The sequence below is a fragment of the Neptunicoccus cionae genome (assembly GCF_002860325.1).
Taxonomy (GTDB): domain Bacteria; phylum Pseudomonadota; class Alphaproteobacteria; order Rhodobacterales; family Rhodobacteraceae; genus Amylibacter; species Amylibacter lutimaris.
In genome coordinates this window covers 1,126,485-1,146,816 of the sequence record NZ_PKOJ01000001.1, presented here as the reverse complement: position 1 = coordinate 1,146,816, position 20,332 = coordinate 1,126,485, and the positions used below count along the sequence as shown (strand labels likewise).

Annotated in this window: 16 protein-coding genes and 1 tRNA gene; 12 read left to right on the top strand and 5 right to left on the bottom strand. The window is 54.0% G+C overall.

The annotated features are described in order from the left end of the window. Positions 1-60 precede the first annotated feature (60 nt). A complete protein-coding gene (locus C0U40_RS05540) occupies positions 61-3,045 on the bottom strand; it encodes an RNA-directed DNA polymerase (protein ID WP_101654692.1) in 2,985 nt (994 codons plus the stop codon). A 485-nt stretch (positions 3,046-3,530) separates the two neighbouring features. Here C0U40_RS05540 and C0U40_RS05535 point away from each other — a divergent pair, with 485 nt between their 5' ends. Together C0U40_RS05535 and C0U40_RS05530 are read left to right on the top strand one after the other, a co-directional pair. Further along, positions 3,531-4,316, top strand: a complete 786-nt coding sequence (locus C0U40_RS05535; protein ID WP_101654691.1) for an HAD-IIB family hydrolase — start codon at positions 3,531-3,533, stop codon at positions 4,314-4,316. A gap of 10 nt (positions 4,317-4,326) precedes the next feature. Further along, a complete protein-coding gene (locus C0U40_RS05530; protein WP_101654690.1) occupies positions 4,327-5,544 on the top strand; it encodes a glycosyl transferase in 1,218 nt (405 codons plus the stop codon). 27 nt (positions 5,545-5,571) lie between these two features. On the opposite strand, the gene C0U40_RS05525 is transcribed toward C0U40_RS05530, so the two are convergent. Together C0U40_RS05525 and hemE are read right to left on the bottom strand one after the other, a co-directional pair. Continuing rightward, positions 5,572-7,320, bottom strand: a complete 1,749-nt coding sequence (locus C0U40_RS05525) for a sugar phosphorylase (RefSeq protein WP_101654689.1) — start codon at positions 7,318-7,320, stop codon at positions 5,572-5,574. A 189-nt stretch (positions 7,321-7,509) separates the two neighbouring features. Further along, a complete protein-coding gene (gene hemE, locus C0U40_RS05520) occupies positions 7,510-8,550 on the bottom strand; it encodes a uroporphyrinogen decarboxylase (RefSeq protein ID WP_101654688.1) in 1,041 nt (346 codons plus the stop codon). 115 nt (positions 8,551-8,665) lie between these two features. On the opposite strand from hemE, the gene hemC reads away from it, so the two are divergent. The 3 genes from hemC (at position 8,666) to C0U40_RS05505 (ending at position 10,377) form a co-directional block, all read left to right on the top strand. Beyond that, positions 8,666-9,592, top strand: coding sequence for a hydroxymethylbilane synthase (hemC, locus tag C0U40_RS05515; RefSeq protein WP_101654687.1), 927 nt, complete (start codon positions 8,666-8,668; stop codon positions 9,590-9,592). 68 nt (positions 9,593-9,660) lie between these two features. Beyond that, positions 9,661-9,746, top strand: a tRNA-Leu gene (locus C0U40_RS05510). Positions 9,747-9,927: 181 nt separating this feature from the next. Next, positions 9,928-10,377, top strand: a complete 450-nt coding sequence (locus C0U40_RS05505; RefSeq protein ID WP_101654686.1) for an H-type lectin domain-containing protein — start codon at positions 9,928-9,930, stop codon at positions 10,375-10,377. A gap of 121 nt (positions 10,378-10,498) precedes the next feature. Here the strand turns inward: C0U40_RS05505 and C0U40_RS05500 are convergent, their stop codons facing one another. Continuing rightward, positions 10,499-11,335, bottom strand: coding sequence for an NAD-dependent epimerase/dehydratase family protein (locus tag C0U40_RS05500; protein WP_435673787.1), 837 nt, complete (start codon positions 11,333-11,335; stop codon positions 10,499-10,501). A gap of 78 nt (positions 11,336-11,413) precedes the next feature. Continuing rightward, positions 11,414-12,640 carry an NAD(P)/FAD-dependent oxidoreductase gene (locus C0U40_RS05495; RefSeq protein ID WP_101654684.1) on the bottom strand — a complete coding sequence of 409 codons (1,227 nt, stop codon included), beginning with the start codon at positions 12,638-12,640 and terminating at the stop codon, positions 11,414-11,416. Positions 12,641-12,748: 108 nt separating this feature from the next. Between C0U40_RS05495 and C0U40_RS05490 the strand changes: the two genes are divergently transcribed. The 7 genes from C0U40_RS05490 (at position 12,749) to C0U40_RS05460 (ending at position 20,217) form a co-directional block, all read left to right on the top strand. Further along, on the top strand, positions 12,749-14,113 hold the full coding sequence (locus C0U40_RS05490; RefSeq protein WP_101654683.1) for a hypothetical protein: 1,365 nt from the start codon (positions 12,749-12,751) through the stop codon (positions 14,111-14,113). An 82-nt stretch (positions 14,114-14,195) separates the two neighbouring features. After that, entirely contained in the window at positions 14,196-15,479 is a 1,284-nt protein-coding gene (locus C0U40_RS05485) for an ABC transporter substrate-binding protein (RefSeq protein WP_101654682.1), read from the top strand. A 293-nt stretch (positions 15,480-15,772) separates the two neighbouring features. Then, the gene (locus C0U40_RS05480) at positions 15,773-16,699 is read left to right on the top strand and encodes a branched-chain amino acid ABC transporter permease (protein WP_101654681.1); all 927 of its coding nucleotides are present in this window, start codon (positions 15,773-15,775) and stop codon (positions 16,697-16,699) included. Beyond that, entirely contained in the window at positions 16,696-17,640 is a 945-nt protein-coding gene (locus C0U40_RS05475) for a branched-chain amino acid ABC transporter permease (protein WP_101654680.1), read from the top strand. Before C0U40_RS05480 ends, C0U40_RS05475 begins: the two co-directional genes overlap by 4 nt. Beyond that, the gene (locus C0U40_RS05470; RefSeq protein WP_101654679.1) at positions 17,637-18,353 is read left to right on the top strand and encodes an ABC transporter ATP-binding protein; all 717 of its coding nucleotides are present in this window, start codon (positions 17,637-17,639) and stop codon (positions 18,351-18,353) included. The genes C0U40_RS05475 and C0U40_RS05470 overlap by 4 nt, the downstream gene beginning before the upstream one ends. After that, positions 18,346-19,041: an ABC transporter ATP-binding protein gene (locus C0U40_RS05465; RefSeq protein ID WP_101654678.1), complete on the top strand. Its 696-nt coding sequence runs from the start codon at positions 18,346-18,348 to the stop codon at positions 19,039-19,041. Before C0U40_RS05470 ends, C0U40_RS05465 begins: the two co-directional genes overlap by 8 nt. Before the next feature lie 12 nt (positions 19,042-19,053). Beyond that, on the top strand, positions 19,054-20,217 hold the full coding sequence (locus tag C0U40_RS05460; protein WP_101654677.1) for an amidohydrolase family protein: 1,164 nt from the start codon (positions 19,054-19,056) through the stop codon (positions 20,215-20,217). The last annotated feature ends 115 nt before the right edge of the window (positions 20,218-20,332 follow it).

The following is a 20,332-nucleotide window of genomic DNA, read 5'->3' as shown; positions in this document are numbered from 1 at the left end:
GCGAATTTTCATTTTTGATGTTTGGCGGACATACATTAGCCATTAATGAATACTCAAGATTTATTCAGCTTTAGGTAGCGTCTTTCGGCTTGGACTTATCTCAAACCCATCAGGTACTGGCTTGTACGGAAGGTTCGGTGATCTGTGGCTACTTTGAAATTGACGGAGACTTTCAACATCAATTTCGCCGATGACACAGTAGTCAGAAACGCCACCTTTCACCCTCAACAGATCTCTTTTCCAGTTATCTTTGTAGGGAGCGCGAATGCGGCTATCACCATACTGACGATCGTTACATTGAATAATATAGGCTGGGAGGTCTAACGCGGCAGATTCAACGAGTGCATTAAATGTCTCAGTATCCTGATTCCACTCGGGAACAAATAGAGCATCAATGTTACCCGACAATTCAGCACGATGAGATATATTTGTTAACTCACTACAAACTAATATGGCAAAACGAAATTTGCCATGCTGAATGATGGGGGGCGTTTCCCACTCCGTTTCAGGGGATAGCCTTAAGCCAGCTATTCTCTGTAGTTCTTGTTCCTCATGGAATGCGGGCCGCTGCTTGTCTTGGCGGTAGATCATAAACGAAGGAAAGCCTAATCCGTCGTGAGATAGTGCCGCCCATACTTGATTGCGCACAATTCCTTTACCAGCGTGCAAATATTCGACACCAGATAATAGTGAAATACGCCTACCATGCAGCTTGCGTGCAATCCGCAAAAACCAGTTTGCTGGCAATGACAGTTCGGGCAGAATGAGATAGCGGCAATCAGATGGTTCGGATAACAAGTGATCAATGAAATTATTGAGTCGAGTGTAACGATCAAAGTCATCGCCAGTCTTATTAACCACAGCTTTGACCCAACTATCGATACTAGTTTTCCAGCTAGATACCCCAATGCGGCATTTCATTGTAAGTGAGCTATCAGATACTTGTAGTACACCTTCATCATCAAAATACGGCATTCGGTCAGTTACAGTAAAACCACGCAATGAAAGTACAACTTTATTCAAATCTTCAAGTTCTTCACCCGAATAAAGTTCCCGCCTTAATAAAGAGAGCTCTGCGAGACTGAACGGTCTTGTTGCAAACAAAAATCCATTTGGAATTGCCTCGAATTTGAGCCATTTTGTAGATAAAATAGTTAGTCCGTCAATCACTGAGCTTGGAAGAAAAGGCAGAGTATCTTCGATAGGATGGATATTTTCCACCACAGGTAGACTTCGTATCGCTAATACCTCATTGGGAAGTGAAGCAAAACGGAAAGGCATGTGAGCCAAGTCATAGGAAAAGAGTCGTTGTTGGGCCGTTTTCATATCTTGAACTGTCAAATTAGGTTCCGATTGGAATAGTTCAATCCATTTTTTTTCAGCTCTTCGTGACAATTGCGAAGGGAATGCAGCTTTCACACTAGACCAAAAGGATTCTTTTAATTGCTGTGGCCACCCAAAAACTACTGAGATTTGATCTGTAACCGCAGAAACATCAGGACATGCCTTGATTGAAATTTCACAGGTACTAGCAATCAAATCACAAATTTGATCGATAGTGATCAACATTTTTTTCAATAAATCAAAGTCTTCACATGAAGTAGCCAAAGCTACAACACGAGGAAGATATATAGCTAAATCAAAAAATTGGGGGAGAACCAAAACATGCTGAATAAATGCGCCCAAGAACGCCTCACGGTGTTCTCTCCATGAATCTGGAAGTAGATCACGTTCAAAGGCCTCCATATCGCGCAATCTCATAGCAAATTCCGCACGGCGTATCGCCAGTGAATCGACTGTCCTAAGCCCGTCAGTAGCCTCTCCAGTAAGCTGTGCGGCGGAAAGCAAGTTTGCCCCTACGTCGCTTGCCGAACGAGGTATATGAGGCATTGAGCGCCACTCACTTGCTCTTTCTTGAATTTGCTGAGCAATCGAACCTAAAAGGGCTCTACCCTCATCGCCTGAAAGTAAAAATATCTTATTTTTCGAGTTTGAAAAACATACCCTACAATTCAAAACCTCCAAATAAGGTGGGCAATAAGTTACATCTCTATTTTTCTCGCCACCCCATTTAAGAAGACCCCGACTCTTATGGAATAACCACTCCCATACATCAGAGCTGGATTGAAAATTGGCGCCTTTTTCCATAACCAGCATTATGTCATCGACGTAGCGTCCATAATACAATGGCACAACCTCAGTTTCCATTGCTCGATCCAACTCAAACAAGGCAACGTTTGCAATAACAGCTGAGGCAGGAAGCCCTACTGGGAGACCCTTCTTTAATGGCGTTGCGTCTGCCCAAGCTTTTAAGGCGGAAACAAATAGTCGGTTTAACTTCGTTTGCCATTCATCTAACTGTACCCCCAATATCTTTTCAGTAAAACGAGTACTCAACATGAAACTGGCATCCAGTTCATGGTAAAAAGAATTCACATCCGCTGTAACTGCAACAACGTTTTTTTCAGCATCAAGCGCGTCCCGTATGGTATCAATGCCAGTATCACGCCAATCCCGAAAGGGTTTCAAATAAGGTTCGAAAGAACCTAAGGAAAGCTCGTTAATTTCTTGCCCATCTGTTGACCTCCGAAGGCGGTTTCCATATGCGCACACTGTCAACTTTTGATCAAATAAATGGCCTACTTCGATCATCCACAGTGAAGATAGGATGTGAAAATTCATGCTGCACTTCGACATCAATCGAAACTCAGCGGTTGGCTTTTCCACACCACTTGTTTGGTGAAAACGATTCTTCCACTTGTCTGATGGTGAAGAAAAATAGAGACTGTCAGAGTGATCTTCTTCTTTTTCCTGCGGAAGTTTAATTGCTTTGGGCACAAGCATCCATGAACCAACAAACTCTCTATGCTTCACCCACTCCTCGTTGTCACCATTGATCAAAGTGTACAATTCACGAAGATTTTGGTTAAGCGCATCCTCGTAATCAGCTATAAGTTCTAAGTCTGAGTGGGTAGAATAGTAGAGATCAACCTTGGCCTTACGAAAGGCCAGACCGAGATGTTCAATTCGTTCAAGGGAAATCATCAAATACCTTTATTGTAATGAAATTAAATTTGGAACTACCGATATCTTAGCCTTGTGGAAAGCTAATTATCCCTAGGCAATTTGAGGAAACTAACTTCGAACCGCATACGCAAAGACAATATCGATACCTTAAGAAGCCTCAATTGTTCAGTCTATCGAAAATCGACCACTGACTAAAACTCAATCAAAACAGTTAAGCAAAAATGCTCTAGACCTTACCTCTAATGGTAACTTTTAATCAACGAAATCTCCTAAACATTCTTGATATGTTCCAATCAAATTTCTACCATATCTAGGCAAAAAAACGCTTTGGATCAAATACATGCCTAGTCTTGCAAATCCGTGTACACCGGTTCGATTCCGGTACTCGCCTCCATTTACTTCCCCCCGCCAACTCCACGAACCTGTCATCGCCCCGGCTATTTACTGCAGTCTGGCGCTTTGTGGCTCTTGTGCCTGTTTGGGAACTCGTTCAGTATAAAATTATGAATTCCCAATGTAATTTGATTGTGTTCACCGATCTCGATGGCACTTTGATTGATCATCACAGTTACAGGTTTACGGCCGCTCTGCCGGCTATTGCCAGGATTAAGGCCGTTTCGGCCGGACTTGTGCTGGCAAGCAGCAAGACTGCGCCGGAGATATCGCGCTTGCGGGCCGAGATCGGCTGTGAGGACTGGCCGGCAATTGTGGAGAACGGGGCCGGCGTACTTCCCCCTTTTGTGGATGCGGTGCCGGATGACGGGGATTACCGGTCCATCAGGAATATTCTGGCTGCCCTGCCCGCTCAATTGCGCAGCTGTTTCCGTGGCTTCGGGGATGTCAGCACCGCGGAGATTGTGGAAATGACCGGCCTATCACCAGAAGCGGCCGCACTTGCGCAGACGCGCAGCTTTTCCGAACCCGGATTGTGGAGCGGTAGCGCTGTGGAACTGGATCGCTTTCTTGCAGCCCTGGCAGAGCACGGGGTCTCTGCCCAACAAGGCGGGCGATTTTTAACCTTGTCGTTTGGCACGAACAAAGTAGATCAAATGGCAAAGATCAATGAAACATACCGGCCCGCCCATACAATTGCGCTTGGGGATGCTCCGAACGATATTGCAATGCTGGAACATGCAGACCACGGGGTTATTATTGCAAACCCCTCGCGCCCGCCCTTGCCCGAGCTTGAACCCGAGGCTTCGGGGCGGATTACGCGCACCCTAGAGGCAGGGCCGGCTGGCTGGAATACAGCAGTGCTCGACCTGATTACGCAGCTTGGAATAAAATAGGAAAGTAAACATGTCCGACTTCCATCAGAACGGAAACATCACGACACTGCACAATCTTCGCGTCCGCGAGATCCGTGAAATGGAAGCAGAGCTGAACGCCTTTGCCACAACCCGCAAGATTGCACTGATCCTGCCCTGCCTTTACTCGGAGCTTGAGGGGGATGCGATGCCTCACATTCTTGAGGAGTTATCCAAAGTAAACTACCTCCATCGCATAATCATCGGTTTGGATGCCGCGAACGAGGCGCAGTTCCGCCATGCCAAAGAGTTTTTCCGCGGATTAAACCAGAACCATATCGTCATCTGGAATGACAGCCCCCGTATGCTGGCGCTGGGGGAACGGCTGAAGGAATTGGGACTTGCACCAAGCGAACAGGGCAAGGGCAAGAATGTGTGGTCTTCGCTCGGCTATCTGATCAGTTGTTCTGACAGTGCGGTGATGGCGATTCACGATTGCGATATTCTGACCTATGACAGGGAAATGCTGGCCCGTCTGGTCTATCCGGTTGCGAACCCTTCTTTCCCCTATCAGGTCGCCAAAGGCTATTACGCGCGGATCGGTGGCGGCAAGCTGAACGGACGTGTCTCCCGCCTGCTGGTCAGCCCGCTCCTGATTGCGTTGAACCGTGTGATCGGATCGCGGGATTACATCGATTACCTGCGCAGCTTCCGGTATCCGCTGTCCGGCGAATTCGCGATGCGTACGGCGATCCTTCCGGACTTGCGTATCCCGTCGGACTGGGGTCTGGAAATCGGCGTTTTATCCGAAGCCTGGCGCAATCTGGCCCCCAAAGCCGTCTGTCAGGTAGAAATTTCCGACGCGTATGATCACAAACATCAGGACCTCAGCCCTGATGAGGCAGGCGCAGGGCTGAACCGCATGTCGACGGATATCTGCAAGGCGATCTTTCGCAAGCTGGCCGCAGATGGAACAGTCTTTACCCCGAACGTGTTCCGCACGTTAAAAGCGACCTATTACCGTTCGGCGCTGGATTTGCTGGACGGCTATTGCAGCGAAGCCAAGATGAACGGACTTGATATTGACCGTCACTCCGAAGAGCGGTCGATCGAAATGTTTGCCGAAAACATCATGCGGGCGGGACAGGTGTTTCTGGACAATCCCCATGAAACCCCTTTCATCCCGACATGGAACCGTGTCCATGCAGCAGACCCGAGCTTTCTTGCGGATATGCACGCAGCAGCCAAGGCAGACGAGGCGGAGTATTAATCCCGCCCGTCTAGCGGCTAGAACCCGTCAGACGGCTGTGTAGTTTGTGATCCACCGGCACTGGTACGGCGCAAGCGTGACGTTTTCCTGATCCATATCGACCGTTTCACCGCTCAACAGGTCGACCCACTCGACATCCTCAATCAGGTTCATCGAAAGATGGGACAAGGACACGGTTTTATTGCTGACGTTATGCAGCGCGAAAATCGACTGGCGGCGGTCAAGGCTCTGGCGCCACACGCCGAACACGTGATCGCCGAGCGGCATGGTGAACTGGGTCGCATTGGGATGGAATGCCGGCTGCTTTGCGCGAATGCGCAGCCGCTCTGACAAGGCTGTCAGCACGCGGGACTGCGCCGAACTGGGATCGTCAAGACGGGCGTTCAATTCGGGATAGCCCCAACGATGGCGGTTGATCGCTCGGTTCATCCCGCGGTGCGCAACCTGTTTATGGTCATTCGGTGTTGCCAGCATCGAATGGATGTAAAACGCAGGAATGCCTTCCAGCGACATCGGAATTGTCTGGGTGCAGATGAAACGATCGAAGTGGTAGTCGTCCTTGCCCTCAAAGGTTTGCGATGTGGCTTCATAGTAGGTGGTGTTGATCTCATACGGGGCCTCTCCTCCATCGGGCAGAGAGCGCATGGATATAAGGCCACCGATGTCCCTGATCGTGTCAATCATGCGCGCCTGTTCTTCGTCTGGCAGAATCCCTTCGGCAGGACGCATGCCAATACCGTCGTGACTGGCCGTGAAATTCAGATAGGCACAGCCCATCGGCGCAGGGGGCATACCGCTTTGCCAGCGGCGCAGATAATGGGCAGAACCGGACATGACTGCGTGCAGGATCAACGGCGGCAAAGGAAAGTTGTAGATCGCGTGGGCTTCGTCGTGGTTGCCGAAATAGCTGAGGTTTTCGGCTTTGGGCACATTGGTTTCGGTCAGTAGAATAATTGTTTCTTCTGCATAATCACACAGCAACCGCATCAGTTTGATAATGGCATGAGTCTGGGGCAGATGGATGGAGGCGCTTCCTGCCTCTTTCCACAGGAAAGCCACCGCATCGAGCCGGATGATCTGCACGCCATTGTCCACATGCAATCGGATGATCCGAAGGAATTCCAGCAGAACTTCCGGATTACGGAAATCCAGATCGATCTGGTCGTGGCTGAAGGTGCACCAGACGTGACGCGGACCATTGACGGTTTCGATTTCCTGCAACAATGGTGTGGTTCGGGGCCGCACAACAGTGCTCAGGTCATCTTCGGGGCTTGCTTCAAAGAAGTAGCGGTCATATGGCGCCTGCCCTTGACGGTAACTGTTGAACCACTGGCCCTGACTGGACACATGGTTCAAAACAAGATCGGACATCAGAGAGAAGCTCTCTCCGATGCGGTTAATGTCAGCCCAGTCCCCGAGTTGCGGGTTCACCGCGCGAAAATCGGACACAGCAAAACCGTCGTCAGACGTATAGGGAAAGAACGGCAGGATATGGACGCCGTTCAGCACGCCTTTCATCCTGCGCAATAAGAAATCATATAGCAGGTCCAGCGGCTTGTGCGCACCGTCCACAATGGAGTTGCCATAGGTGATCAACAGGGCATCCTGCTCTGTCCACAGGTCATTGCTCGGAGCGCGGCCCTCGGGCCGTTGTGTGGATCCCTGCGGCCAGAAGGCTGCGATAATTTCCTGCGCCAGCACTTCACTGTCAGCGGCAGGATAAATCTGGTGGATGAAGGTATTCAGTTTGTTCTGGAAAATTTCTTTGTGGTCCATCCGCTCCGGCCTTGATCAACACTCTGCACTTACGTGGCTTCTTACCTTGAAAGCATAGTGACGCAGAAGGGGCTGGAAAGATCAAACTGATCCGGCAGACAGGCTTTGCCCTGTGTTGCGGCAGTTCTGCCCTCATTCGGGCACCCCCTGCCGACCGATTAGGCGTCCGGCAAGGGGAATTTAACGGTTTCAGCCTTCGCGGACCGCATCAATCATGCGTTTGACGTTGTCCGGATCTGCGTCCGGTGTGATCCCGTGACCAAGGTTGAAGATATGGGGCCCACCAGAGAAAGCTTTGACGATCCGCTTGGTTTCGGAGACCAGACGCGGGCCGCCTTCCACAAGAAGCCCCTGATCCAGATTGCCCTGAACACAAACAAAGGGTTGCAGGTTTTCTACCGCCCAAGCGGCGTCTGTTTCGCTGCCGATAGCCAGACCGTCTACCTCTGTGTGTTTCGCATAAGCGGCGTAACCGTCCGGTGTCGCTCCGCGCGGGAAACCGATGATGGCCAGATCGGGCCAGCGTTCACGCAGGCGGGAAACGATTTTGGCCGTGGGGCGGATGCAATATTTCGCATAAGACAACCCGTCGAGCGATCCGGCCCAGCTGTCAAACAGCTTCACCACTTCCGCGCCGGCCTCAACCTGTTTGGACAGGTAGTGGATCGTGGCTTCGGTGATCCGATCAATCAGCTTTTCAAACAAGGCTGTATCTTCTTTCATCAGCGCATGGGCCGGTCCCTGATCGGGCGTGCCCTGCCCTGCAGTCATATAGGTTGCTACGGTCCAGGGCGAACCTGCAAAACCGATCAGCGGAACCTCTGCTGGCAGGCTCTCACGCAGGTTGCGGATGGTTTGATAGATCGGCGACAGGGTTTCGTGAATATCCTCTGCCGGACCCAGCTTGGCGAAATCGGCTTTCGTTGTGACAGTCGACAGACGCGGACCTTCACCAGTGACAAACCACAAATCCGCCCCCAGCGCCTGCGGCACCAGCAGAATATCGGCGAACAGGATTGCAGCATCGAACCCGAACCGGCGGATCGGTTGCAGGGTCACTTCTGTGGCCAGATCAGGATTGTAACACAGGGACAGGAAATCACCCGCTTCGGCGCGTGTGGCCTTGTATTCGGGCAGGTAGCGGCCCGCCTGACGCATCATCCAGATCGGGGGCACTGGCAGGGTTTCTCCGCGCAATGCGCGCAACAGCAGCTTGTCTTCGGTTTTCATCGCGCAGCCTTTCGTGCAAACTCGGCCCGCTATATCCCGCCACCGCCTTCGGGGGAACCCGTCCGCGACATTTTCCCGTTTGCTTATAGGGGATCGCGGCCTTAAACCGCAACCTATGACCTATTCTGCTGATACACCGATGAACATTGGCACCAGAGGCTCTCCTCTGGCGCTGGCGCAAGCCTATGAAACCCGCGACAGGCTGATGGCCGCGCTGGACCTTCCCGAATCTGCTTTCAGGATTCATGCGATCAAAACCACGGGCGACCGCGTACAGGATCGCGCCCTGAGCGAGATCGGCGGCAAGGGTTTGTTTACAAAGGAAATCGAAGAAGCGATGCTGGACGGTACAATCGACATCGCAGTGCATTCCATGAAGGATATGCCTGTCGACCTGCCTGACGGTCTGGTGATCGACTGTATCCTGCCCCGTGAAGATGTGCGGGACGGATTCCTGTCCCCCAGTGTGACAGGGATCGCAGAACTGCCACACGGTGCGGTTGTCGGCACATCGTCCTTGCGGCGGCGCGCGCAATTGCAACACCGCAGGCCCGACCTTCAAGTGGTTGAATTTCGTGGCAACGTGCAAACACGGCTGCGGAAACTTTCCGAAGGGGTGGCGCAGGCAACCTTTCTGGCAATGGCCGGATTGAAACGGCTGGACATGCCAGCAGACACCGCCACACCGATTTCACCCGACGACATGCTGCCCGCCATCGCGCAGGGTGCCATCGGGATCGAACGGCGCAAGGATGACGAGTCCGCCGCCGCTGCGCTGGCCCTGATCAATGATGCCGACACACAAACCCGCCTGTTCGCGGAACGTGCCTTGCTGCGCGGGCTCGACGGATCCTGCCAGACGCCGATTGCGGGGCTGGCCCTGCTCGACGGCGACCGGATTACCCTGCGCGGTGAGGTATTGCGTCCCGACGGCAGCGAAAGCCTGACAGAGACCCTCTCTGGTGCGCGTACCGAAGCCGCAGAGATCGGGGCCGAGATGGCCTCCCGCCTGCGTCCCCGCATGGGAAACAATTTTTTCTGAAAACCGCGAACGGAGGCGCTTTACAATCGCGGCTCAAACCGCAATTGTGCGCCTCCAGTCAGCCGGTTGCGGGCGTGATGGAATGGTAGACATAACAGACTTAAAATCTGTGGGCCTTTGTGCCGTGGGGGTTCGAGTCCCCCCGCCCGCACCACCTTTTTTCTTAATAACCGACAGTGCAAACCTGAAACCCTGACGAATTGGTTCAAATTGCACGCGCTTTCGTTCTGCCGGTTCTGTAGCAGTAAACGTTTGTTAGTAATCGCGCGTCTAACCTCCTCTTAACCGCTGCGGACCGATGCCCGCATGTTCAACCCTGTTTGGCGAGAGGAACCATGCTTTTTGAGAGCGACCAGATTGTAGAACCGCCTTCACTTGTGGCTTCACCGGTCAAAAATAAGCGCGACCCCATCTGCGAGGAAGCGCATCAGTTTGATGTTTTCAAACAATCCTATCGCCAAACGGTTTTGCACCTGCCCGCTGGTATGGTTCTGGTTTCTGGCGAACAGGAACTTTTCAACCACGTAGATCCCAACGATTTCATGTGGACGGGCCACGGAGAGCGATCGGTTTCCAGAATGATCGTGTTTCAGCACCCTTTTTGCGGCACACCGGGGGTTTCATGCAGCCTGAGCAGTTTTGATTGTTCCAAGGCACAGAATTTGCGTTACCGGCTGGAGGTGGACAGAGCCGGCCAACAAGGCTTTCGCATCGCGATCCACACTTGGGGGGATACAAAAATAGCGCGCTGTACGATCCGCTGGCAGGCTCTTGGCGCTGGTTGATAAGGCGCTTGATGCGATGCCGCAAAATAATCAGGGTGATTAATCTGCTCGGAAAAACAGGGCGGCGCCAATGGCACCGCCCTTACTGATCAATTTAATATGAATTGCGGATCTGTGCTGATCAGGTGATCTTTTTGTCGTCTACAATGTCCATACTCGCCAAGCCGCTTTGCCCCAGCTCAACCGATGCAAAAGGCCCGCCCAATCTGGAATGGCCCACATCGGTTGGATCCATTGGCGGTGCATCTTTGAGGATTTCTTCCGCAAACACTTCCGCATTATCCTTCGGCTTATACCCCAAATGCCGCGCCTTTGTGTTGTCCACAGGTGCACGGTCATTGTTTGACACGCCGTAGATCACGCTCCACTCCACAACCGGTGTCTCAATGGCGCGGGTGACGAGTTGGATCAGATCGTCATAAGACAACCAAGTGCCCAACGCCCGTGCGCCGGTGACTTGTGCCGCCGAAAGAATCCGCAGGTGAACCGATTCCATCTGGCGTTTTTCCCAATACATCCGCCCCAGATCTTCGGTAAAGCATTTGGCCAGACCGTAAAAAGTGTCAGGACGATGAGGCGCATCCACGCCAATATTGTCGCGGGAATGATGCATCCCGACCGCGTGGATCGAACTTGCATATACGATGCGGCGCACACCGTGCCGGTAGCCGGCCTCCCAAACGTTGTAAGAACCCACAAAATTCGGCCCCCAAATCTCCTCAAAGGGAACTTCATCCACAATGGCGCCGAAATGGATGACCATATCGGCCCCTTCCATCAGCGGTTCCACGTCTTCAAATTTGGAAATATCAGCACGAACAAACCGCTCGTTGCCATAAAGATTGCCCACACCTTCAGCGATGTCCGTAGACACCAGTTCTTCGCACATCTTTGACAGCGGCTCTCGCAGATAAGACCCGAGCCGTCCCGCAGCACCCGTTAAAACCAGTTTTTTCAGCATGTTATCCTCGTAACTTTCATTCTTTTAGTCGGCTCATTCGCCACAACGGGCGAGTCGCGTTGCGGCGTCAGCGGTTTAAATCACCGCTTTTTCGTCAAAGCTTTCATTGTTTTCAATCCGGTCAAACCCGAAATGTGACAGATCGAGCGAGCGGTATTCCCCGTAGGTAATCAGTTCGGCCACGCCCCGCCCGAGTGCGGGGGATTGTTGCAAACCATGGCCGGAAAATCCGTTGGCAAATACAAAATTCCCGACGCGGGGGTGCCGCCCGACCACTGCATTCTGGTCCAGCGTGTTATAGGCGTAATGCCCCACCCAACTGTTCACCAGTTTGATCGCCTCGAACTGGGGAACGCGGTTGGCAATAGCAGGCCAGACCTTGTTTTCCCACAAACCGTGATCAGCAATAAAGTCATCCGGCGCGACAGCAATGTCATCTTCGGGTTCCGGCGGGCACCCGGCCATATAGTATTTCCCGTCGGTGCGGAAATGCACGCCGCTGGGATCAATCGTGAGCGGCAGATCGCGATCAAGCGGTTGTTCTGCGGCAAAGATGTAAGTGTAGCGTTTGCGCGGCTCTACCGGAAGGTCAATGCCCGCCATTGCCGCCGTCTGCGCTGCGCGCGGGCCGGATGCGTTCACAACGGTTCCGCAGGACACGACCTCCCCCGACTTCAGGGTCACGGATTCCACACGATCCCCTGCGACAGAACAGCCCAACGCGACCACCTCGTTTTCGATGTATTCGACGCCCCGCTCGCGACCGGATTTCTTCCACCAGTCAAACATTGTGCCGCCGTCGAAATAGCCTTCGTTCAGTCTGTTATGGTTCGCGGCAATGATATCGTCGAGTTGGTAAAACGGATATTCTGCCGCCAGTTCCGCCACAGACATATGCCGCGTTCCCGCGCCCTCTTGGGCTTGAAGACGTTGTACATCTTGCAATGTCTGTGCAAATTCCGGCGTATCGGCAAGGTAAAGATACCCGAAATTTTGCAGCACCAGATCAGGCACACGATCATCACCGCCCATGAATGCATTGAAATTATTCACAAATTCCGCACCAAACTGTGATACGTGAATATTTATGGCGCGACTGAATTGCTGCCGCATACAGCTGTTTGTGTGAACAGTCGAACAAAACTCATAGCTCGCATCCCGCTCTACCACCAGAATACGCCCGTCAAATCCTGACATTTCTGTCAGCCACCATGAAATAGAAGCGCCGTAGATCGCGCCGCCTACAATGACCACATCGTAAGAATCGTATTTTGGAGTTTTCGGATAGATGCCCGCAGCCATGCCAGTTCCCTTCCCTGTTCCGATTACAAAGGCGTAGCTTGGGGCTGGCAGTGACACAAGCCCAGACTATAGCTGTTCAAACCCGAAATAGTTTTCTAACGTCCCCACATGCACAAGACCTGGCTGTCATTTGTCCTTTTGTTGGCGCCCGCCGCCGCCTTTGCCCACGCTGGCCAGCAGGGTCTGGTGCTGCTGTTGCCCACTGAAATCTATATCGTTTCCGGTGGCTTGGTGGTTGCGGCAACCGTGGGACTCGCAGCGTTGATGGAACATGACAGCTTGCACCGCCTGTTCCGCGCCCGTCGCCTTTTCGCAGTGCCTGCCCCATGGTTTGCGGGTCCGAGCCTGATCTCTACTGGGATGTTTTTCGCCTTTGTCTGGCTCGGATTGTTCGGGCCTTACGATCCGCTCGACAATCTGATGACATTGGGGCTTTGGACTGTTGTCTGGATTGCACTGGTGGTCCTTTGCGGCCTGTTCGGCAATCTTTGGGCTTGGTTGAACCCGTGGAGTGGGCTTTTTCGCCTGCTCTCCGGTCCTGATCCGACTCCGCCATTCAAACTGCCAGACCGGTTAGGATGCTGGCCTGCGGTTCTGTTGCTGATGGCATTCAACGGGTTTGGCATCGCCAGTGTAAACGCCACTGATCCGCGGGTTCTGGCAATTCTTGCCAGCCTTTACTGGATGTTTACCTTCGTGATGATGATGCTCTTTGGCGCACAAAACTGGTTACAGCGTGGGGAGTTTCTGACTGTATTTATAGGATTGATCGCCAAAATCTCGCCCTTCAAAAGAGACTCCGCGCTTTACATCGGCACACCCGGCTGGCGTATCACAACGGCCGCTACCCCAAGTCTCTCACATGCAATTTTCGCGCTGCTCCTGCTTGGCACCGGAACTTTTGACGGTTTGAACGAGACCTTCTTTTGGCTGGTCCAACTTGGCGTAAACCCGCTGGAATTTCCGGGCAGATCGGCCATTGTAAAAGAAACCCTTAGCGGGTTAATCATCACAAATCTCTGTCTTTGTCTGCTTTTTTATCTCTGCGTGCGGATGACGGCGCCAAAGGGGCAAACCGGAAATCTGTTTCGCCAGCAAGCATTGACCATCCTGCCGATTGCGCTGGCCTATCACTTTGCCCATTTTTTACCCGGCTTTCTGGTGGACGCGCAGCACACGCTGGTTGCGCTGTCCAACCCGCTGGGCAAAGGGGCGGATTACCTTAATCTCGGCCCGTTTTTTGTGACCACCGGCTTTTTCAACACAACGGCCACTGTGCGGGTTATTTTTCTGTCCCAAGCAGCAGCAATTGTGATTGGCCATGTGCTAGCCATACTTCTGTCCCACCGCGTTGCAAGCAACTATTTTGCGACGAGACGCGCCATTCTGATCAGCCAGCTTCCCCTGTCCACCTTTATGGTCGGCTACACGATTTTGGGGCTATGGCTGCTGGCCACCGCGAAGGGAGCGTAAAAAAAATGTAGACAAATTGTTAGTGTACATACAGACTTGAAGAAAAAAGACTAACCCACCAACAGACGACTCGGAGGTTCCAATGAGTAAATTGATTAAGCCTACCCCTACGTTGACGCGCCGCACCCTGCTCGGAACAGCAGCCGCAGCGGCCGCCACCCCGCTGCTGGGCCGCTATGCCCAAGCGCAAAGTTCAGAGCCTATTCGCATCGGTTTTCAGGTGCACCGCACCGGCATCGGCGCATCCTACGGGCGCTGGTATGACCGTACCACCACCGCCGCCGTGAAGCGGATCAATGATATGGGCGGGATCAACGGCCGCCCTGTAGAGATCGTTGCTGAAGACGATGGCACCGACCCGAAACGGGGCGCCGAAGTGGTTGAAAAATTTGCCACCCAACACAATTGCGATATCGGGTTCGGGACGCTGTTCTCCCACGTAGTTTACGGTTCCGCCCCGCGTGCCGGCGAATTGAAACTGCCGTATTTCGTAGTTTCCGAAGGACACCATGTTGCCTCTGGGGCGTTGAACCGCTGGACCATGCAACCTGCGATCACAGATGTGAAATCACAGGTTCAGGCGATGGCACCATTTGTGGCCGACAATCTGGGCAAAAAAGTTACCATGATCTATCCGGATTTCGCCTTCGGTCATGATCACCGTGATTATTTCTCTGAAGCGATCGAAAAACAGGGTGGCGAAGTTGTAGCCAAGATCGCCATCCCGCCGAGCGAGACCTCCTTCACCAAATATTTCCCGAAAATCCCACGGGATACCGAAGTTATCTACCACGTAATGATCGGCCCCGCTGTTCTGACCTTTGTGAAGGAAATGGGCGAGTTCTTTGGCCCGTCGAAACCGGAAATCTTCGGCTTCCTCGACAGCCTTGAGGCCGTGGATATCAACTCCCCCGGCTTGGAGTTCCTTGAAGGCACTTATTTCTGGGAAGGTCATCCCCGCTATGCGCAAGCGGACCAGTCCAGCCATGACAAAATGTACCGCGAAGCTGTGGGCGTGGATGAAAACGGTGCGTCCGTGTCCGATCCCAAGGATGTTGCGACCTATTCCCATATGTTCGGCTGCTGGGAGACTCTCAACATCGTGAAACGCGGGATGGAGGCTGCCGATTACAAGAGCACAGCCGACCGGTCCAAGCTGATCGAGGCAATTGAGGAGATGTCCGATATGCCATTGTCGGATGATCATCCGCAGGGTGCGAAACGCTTTAATGGCAAAACCCACCAGACATTCGGCCACCAGTATATTTCCAAAGTGGACAGCGGAAAACTCGTTCTGGCGCATACATCTTCGATTGAAGATACGCTTTACGAGGACGAGGTGGATTACACCACACAAAGCTTCTGATCCACCGGAGCAGTCGGAAATTGGTAAGCCACCCTGCATTTTCATGCAGGGTGGCCCCCAAGGCATAACCGCCACATAACCGCTCAGTGGCGTGCCTTAACACTTGCATTCGGGACGGGGCATATACTGTGCCGCCCTTAGCCAAAGACGATCACCGCTTGTGCCGAAAGCCGCTAATGCCCCCAGTTTCATTCACTATTCATACAATCCGCGGGTTTCAGAATCTGTGCAATACCGCACTGTTTTGCAAACCTGTCGCCCCACCAATCACCACCTGCACGGGGACCTAGCCGATGGAATTTGGTCCCCACCTCCTTCTCGCCTCGCTTGAGGGCGCAACCACTGCCGCCGTGCTGGCGTTGACAGCCATGGGGCTGAGCATCGTTTTCGGGGTGATGCGGGTGGTGAACGTCGCTCACGGAGAGTTTTACATGGTTGGTGCCGTGCTCGCATGGTTCATCGCCACAAGCGTCGGGGCACACCCAGCACTCGGCTTTGTAGCGGCGCTTCTGATTGCGCCCCTGCTGGTAGGCTTTCTTGCAGCGGGGGTAGACAGGCTGATCCTGCGCCATATCAACTATGATCCGGAACGCACCATCGTTGCCACCATCGGCACGTTGTATATCCTGCAACAAACAACGCTGATGACATTCGGGCCGGATGCCCGCCCAGTGGAGCCGCCGTTCAATTCCCGCATCGCGTTGCCGTGGTTTGAATGGGGCGAGAACGGATTTGAATTTTACTTTCCGTGGGGGCTGTCGACCACATCTTACAAGCTGTTCGTGATTGCAGCCGCCGTTGTGATCCTGATTACCCTGTGGCTGGCCATCACCCGCACCAAGGCAGGGCTGGTGATGCGCGCCACACAACAGGACAGTGATATGGCCCAAGCCTTTGGTATCCCTGTCAAAACCGTCTATTCGGCCGTCTTCGGGCTGGGTGCGGGACTGGCAGCTATCGGCGCGGTTCTGGTGGTGCCGATCCAGCAGGCCTATTACCTGATGGGACATGATCCGCTGCTGCTGTCCTTTATTGTTGTGATTATCGGTGGGCTTGGTTCCCTGCCCGGTACCATCATCGCGGCCATTCTGATCGGGATGGCGGACGGGATTATTTCTGTCTTCTTCACGCCGACACTCGCCAAGATCTTCGCTACTCTGGTGGTTGCCATGGTGCTGGTGTTCCGTCCCAAAGGTCTGCTCGGGAAGTCCACATCATGAGCGATACAAGTAAATCTCACGGCTTGCATCTGGGGCTGATTTGCGTACTTGCGCTGGCCTATTTTGTGCTGCCCGCCTATCATTCGGGCAATCTGGCCAGTGTCATGGTCATCGCCATCTACGCGATGGGATACAACCTGCTTTTCGGCTACACAGGTCTGCTCTCCCTTGGCCATGCGCTGTTCTTTTCTGCCGGACTCTACGGGCTCGGGCTGATGATGCATCTGGCGGACTGGACGCCGCTGCCTGCCTTTGCCGCCGGTCTGATCGCCGCCCTTGTGGTTTCTGCCGTGATCGGGTTTCTGATCCTGCGCACCACAGGCGTTGCCTTTATGATCGTAACACTGATGTTCGCGCAGGCGGGTTATCTGACGATCCTCTACTTTGGCAAATACACCCGTGGAGACGAAGGCTTTGCTCTGCAACAGGCGAGCCGCCAGATTGCGGGCTATGATCTGACCGATCCGGGCGTGCGTTATTACTGTGCATTGGTGCTGTTCTCTGTCACGCTTCTGGGGCTGGCCTATATTATCCGCGCGCCATTCGGGCGGACATTGGTGGCCATTCGCGAAAACGAGGAACGTGCGCGGATGCTGGGCTATAACGTCACCGCGATCAAGCTGAAGGCGGTGATTGTGTCGGGTGTTGTTTCGGGCGCTTCGGGCGCGACCTACGCGCTGCTGTTCGGCTATGCGGGGGCCACATTTGCCACCGTACAATATTCGATTTTCCCCCTGCTCTGGGTGCTGGTCGGCGGGGCGGGCACAACTGTCGGCCCCTTTGTGGGCGCCTTGTTCATGTTCTATCTGATCGACTATGCCTCTGGCAAAACCGAGGCTTATCTGCTGGTGGTTGGTGTTACGCTGGTGCTGGTCACACTGTTTCTGCCCCATGGTATTGTGGGCACGATCCGAACCCGATTCCTGAGGTGGCTGCCATGATCCTGACGACACGCGGACTGACAAAAGCCTATGCCGGTGTGAAGGCCAATACGGATGTGGATTTCGATCTGCCCGCGGGCCAGACCCGCGCTATCATCGGGCCGAACGGGGCGGGGAAATCCACCTTTGTTGGCATGATTTGCGGGCGCATTCCGGCCACTCGTGGCACGGTGACGTTTGACGGGCAGGATGTGACCACCCTGCCCGCCCACAAGCGGATCGAGCGGGGCATGGCCTATACTTTCCAGATCACTTCGGTGTTTCCGGGGCTTCCGGTGCGCGAGAATGTTGCACTGGCCGCGCGGCGCGGGCTGGGCCGGAACAAGGCTGCGGTCCGGAATAAAACCGATGAGGTTCTGAGCCGCCTCAACATAAGCGACCGCGCCGACCAGATGGCTGGCGATTTATCTTATGGCCACCAGCGCATTCTGGAGATCGGCATGGGGCTGGCACAGGAACCACGCCTGTTCATCCTGGATGAACCCACCCAAGGGCTGGCGGAATCCGAAGTTGAGGATTTCAACACGCTGATCAAAACGCTGGATGCGGAAACCACAATCCTGTTGATCGAACACAATATGAACGTGGTGATGGAGGTGGCGGAGTACATCACTGTGCTGGATCAGGGAATGGTTCTGGCCAATGGCACGCCACAGGAAATCCGTGCCAATGCCGCCGTACAGGAAGCCTATCTTGGGAGCGGTCATGCTTGAACTTACACATATCCAGTCGGGCTATGGCCGTGTGCAGGTGCTGTTTGATGTCTCCCTCAGCGCGAAAGCGGGGGAAATCACCTGCATTATGGGCCGCAACGGAGCGGGCAAGACCACCACGTTGAAGGCGATCATGGGAATGTTGCCCCTTACAGCGGGTTCTGTGACGCTGGACGGTGTGAACCTGTCCGACCTGCCACCCCATGACGTACCAAAATCCGGAATCGCCTATGTTCCCCAAGGCCGGCGGCTGTTTTCCGAACTGACCGTGGCGCAAAATCTGGAGGTGGGGTTGCTCCACACCAAAGACAAAGCTGCCACACGTGAAGAAGTGCTGGATTTGTTCCCCCGCCTGCGCGAGCGGTTGAAACAACAGGCGGATACGCTTTCGGGGGGCGAACAGCAGATGCTTGCCATGGGGCGTGCGCTGTGTTTGCGCCCCAAAGTCCTGCTGCTGGACGAGCCGACAGAAGGGCTGCAACCCTCCATGATTGATTTGATCCGTGACGTGGTCTTGCAGATGAAATCCCGCAATCTGGCGGTTGTTCTGGTGGAGCAGCGCATTGATGCGGTTCTGAACATTGCCGATCAGGTGGTGTTCGTGGAAAACGGCCGCTCGCTGGAGACGACAGACACGGGTGCGCTGCGCGAAAACCCCGAAAAACTACACCACTACCTTGGCGTATAGAGGAGAGAGCCCATGGAAAAGACAGTGATCAAGAACATCGGATTAATGCTCTCCGGCCGGATCGAAGAGCCGATTCTGGACGCGGATTGCATCATCGCCATCGACGGCAAGATCAGCGAAATCGGCCGCGGTGCGGAAATGGACATAGAACAGGCCGACACGATGGTGGATGCCAATGGCGTCACGCTCGCCCCCGGTTTGATTGACAGCCATATCCACCCCGTTGTCGGGGATTATACCCCGCGTCAGCAGCAGTTGCACTGGATCGACAGCACCCTGCACGGCGGTGTCACCACGCTGATTTCGGCGGGCGAAGTGCATATGCCGGGGCGCCCCAAAGATGTGGTGGGGTTGAAGGCGATGGCGATCGCCGCCCAGCGCTGGTACGAAAACTTTCGTCCCTCCGGTATGAAAGTCCACGCCGGTGCGCCTGTGATCGAACACGGTATGGTGGAAGAGGATTTCAAGGAACTGGCCAGCGCCGGTGTCAAACTGCTGGGCGAAGTGGGGCTTGGCACCGTGAAGGATGGCAAGACCGCGCAGCAGATGGTGAGTTGGGCGCGCAAATACGGGATACAGTCCACTATCCACACCGGCGGGCCGTCTATTCCGGGTTCCGGTCTGATAGATGCCGATATGGTGCTGGAAACCGGCACGGATGTTGTCGGCCATATCAACGGGGGGCATTCCGCCCTGCCCGACGACCAGATCGTCTGCCTGTGCGAAAACTGCACCGCCGCACTGGAGATCGTGCATAACGGCAATGAACGGGCGGCTCTGCTGACGCTGAACACCGCGCGTGAGTTGGGCAAGCTGGATCAGGTGATCCTTGGCACGGACGGGCCCGCAGGATCGGGGGTGCAACCCCTTGGTATCATGCGGATGGTGGCAATGCTGTCCTCGCTCGGGAATGTGAAGGCAGAAACCGCCTTCTGTTTTGCCAATGGCAACACGGGGCGGCGGCGGGAGCTGGACACCGGCCTGATCGAAGTGGGCAAGGCTGCGGATTTCGTGCTGATGGATCAGGCGCAACATGCGCCCGGCAAGCATATTCTGGAAAGCATTGAACTGGGCAATCTGCCCGGTGTCGGGATGACGATCATTGACGGCAAGGTGACCTCGGGACGGTCCCGCAACACCCCGCCTGCGAACAGGTTGCCAGAGGTTATAAGCTGAAAATCCGTGCAGTCGGGGACGCGGACGCCGCTGACCGCCCGATCACCCTGCCCCCATGACGCGTCATATATGAAGCTTCATATTTGCAGGGTCATAATTAACCCTCTGTTAAGAA